The organism is Pseudonocardia sp. N23 (assembly GCF_002583555.1).
Classification (GTDB): Bacteria; Actinomycetota; Actinomycetes; order Mycobacteriales; family Pseudonocardiaceae; genus Pseudonocardia.
In genome coordinates this window covers 7,713-9,775 of the sequence record NZ_BEGX01000076.1, presented here as the reverse complement: position 1 = coordinate 9,775, position 2,063 = coordinate 7,713, and the positions used below count along the sequence as shown (strand labels likewise).

1 pseudogene is annotated in these 2,063 nt (G+C 78.5%); it reads right to left on the bottom strand.

Going from position 1 to position 2,063, the window contains the following annotated elements:
- Nucleotides 1–1,961, bottom strand: a pseudogene (locus TOK_RS21550) (hypothetical protein); the annotation flags it as partial.
- Between the last annotated feature and the right edge of the window lie 102 nt (nt 1,962–2,063).

Here is a 2,063-nt window from a genome sequence, read left to right as displayed (position 1 = left end):
TCGGCCCTGTCTGCGTCGGCCCTGTCTGCGTCGGCCCTGTCTGCGTCGGCCCTGCCTGTGCCGGCCCTGCCTGTGCCGCCGGGGACGGAGCCGGTGGCGGTTGCTGGCGGCGCATCCGCGGGCGTTGCGGGGCTCTCGGGCAGCGCGGGCAGGCCGAAGGCGGGCGTGGGCTCTCTGACCTCGCGACGTTCGGCGCTCGTGTCGTTCTCGGAGTCGTCGACGTCGGCCCAGTCGGAGAAGCCCGCGAGCGCGTCCGCGGCAGGGGCGGCCGGCGCGCTCGGCGTCGCGGCCACTGCGATGTCCTCGGCCGTCTGGGCGATGTCCCCGGCCGCCGGGGCAGTGCCGACCTTCGCCGCAGCGGTGTCGACCTTCACCGCAGCGGTGTCAGCCTCCGCCGAAGGGCTCGTGTCGGCCTTCACCGAGGAGGCGGCCGCCAGGGCGAGACCGGGCTCGGCCGCGGTGGCGGCGCTCGTGCTCTCCTCAGCCTGTGTCCCGGCAGGGGCCGTGGTCTCGGCGACGGGCGCGGTGTCGGCGTCGACGGCCTTCGTCGCCGGTGTCGCGACGGCGTCCGGCTGCGGCCGGGCGCCGCTGCGGCTGGTGACCAGGCTCGCGATCGACGCGCCGGTCGCGATGATCGGCGCAACCGCCTCCCGAGGAGCCGCCGGGCCGTCGGTGTGCTCGCGGCCCTGTTCCGCAGAGCCGGATCCGGCGAGGTCGGCCGCGGGAGTTCCGTTCGTCGCCTCGCCACCGCTGGTCGCCGGCTCGGCGACGGACCCCGTCCGCGCCCCGGCGAACGCGGTCGGCGCCTCGGCCGTCGGCGTCGACTCCGCGGCCGGACCACTGGGCTCGACAGCGGATCCGGTTGAATCGGCGAGGTCCGGGCCGGTGTCCGGCCGGGCGGGCACCTCGCGAGCAGGCTCGTCGGCCTTCTTCGACGAGTCGGCCTTGAACGCGCCCACGTCCTTCGCCGGGTCCACAGGCTTCGCCGGGTCCACAGGCTTCGGCAGGTCCACAGGCTTCGGCGGGTCCACAGTCGTCGCCGGGTCGGTCCTCGCCGAGCTGCGGAGACCGACTACGGCACCACCCGCAGCCGCGGCCGCTCCCGCGACGACGGCCGCCACGGACGCCGCGGTCGGACCGCCCGATGATGCTCGGGGGACCCCGCCCGTCGCGGTGGGGCCGGGCGTTGCCGGCTCGGCAGCGGGCGGGGTCGGGCCAACGGCGTCGTCGTCGGACGAGCGCGTCGGCTCGAACCAGGCCGTCGGGCGGCCGATGCCGGCCGGGACGGAAGCGGCGGTGCTCGGGGCGCCGTCGGGCTCCTCGGCGCTCGTTGCGGGCTTCTCCTCGGTCGTCTCCGCCACCTCGGTCCCGGCGGCGGGCAGCCGGACGGTGCGCGCGACCGGACGCGGCGCCGGGAGCTCGGGCGCACCGGGAGCGGGGGTCCCCGGCGCCGGGCGGGCGCGACCCGCGGCGTGCCGCGCGGCACCGGCCGCGCTCGGCGACGTCGACGCGCTCGTGGACGAGGTCGCCGGAGCGGGTGTGGCCGGGCGGCGCTCCCCGACCGGGGCGAGCCAGCGCCAGTTCGGCTGGTCGTCGGTCGAGGCGGGTTCGGCGGGCCCGGCCGCGGGGAGGACGAGTGAGCCGTCGGGGATGCGACCCCACGGCGGGCTGACATCGCCACGCTCGACCGGACCGGCGGGGACGGGCTCGGGTTCGAGTTCGGGGACGGGTGTCGCGGGGGTGGCTGGCTGCGACTCCGCAGCGCGGGGACGGGGGCGGGGAAGCCCGGGCGCCGGCGGCGCGGTTGCCGGGTCGGCTCGGTCGGGGCCTGCGGTCGCCCGCGCACCGACGACCGCACCCGCTGCGGCGACCACACCGGTCACGGCGGCGGCACCGGTCACGGCGGCTGCCGGCCGGGCTGCGGCGGCACCGGACGACGCCGGTCCGGCCGGACGGGTCACTGCAGGAGCGTCGGACCGCGGCTGCGCGTCGGTGGCGGGCTCGGCCGGCACCGGCCTCGCGTCACCGGATCGTTCGGTACCGGCGACGTCGGGCCCGACGGT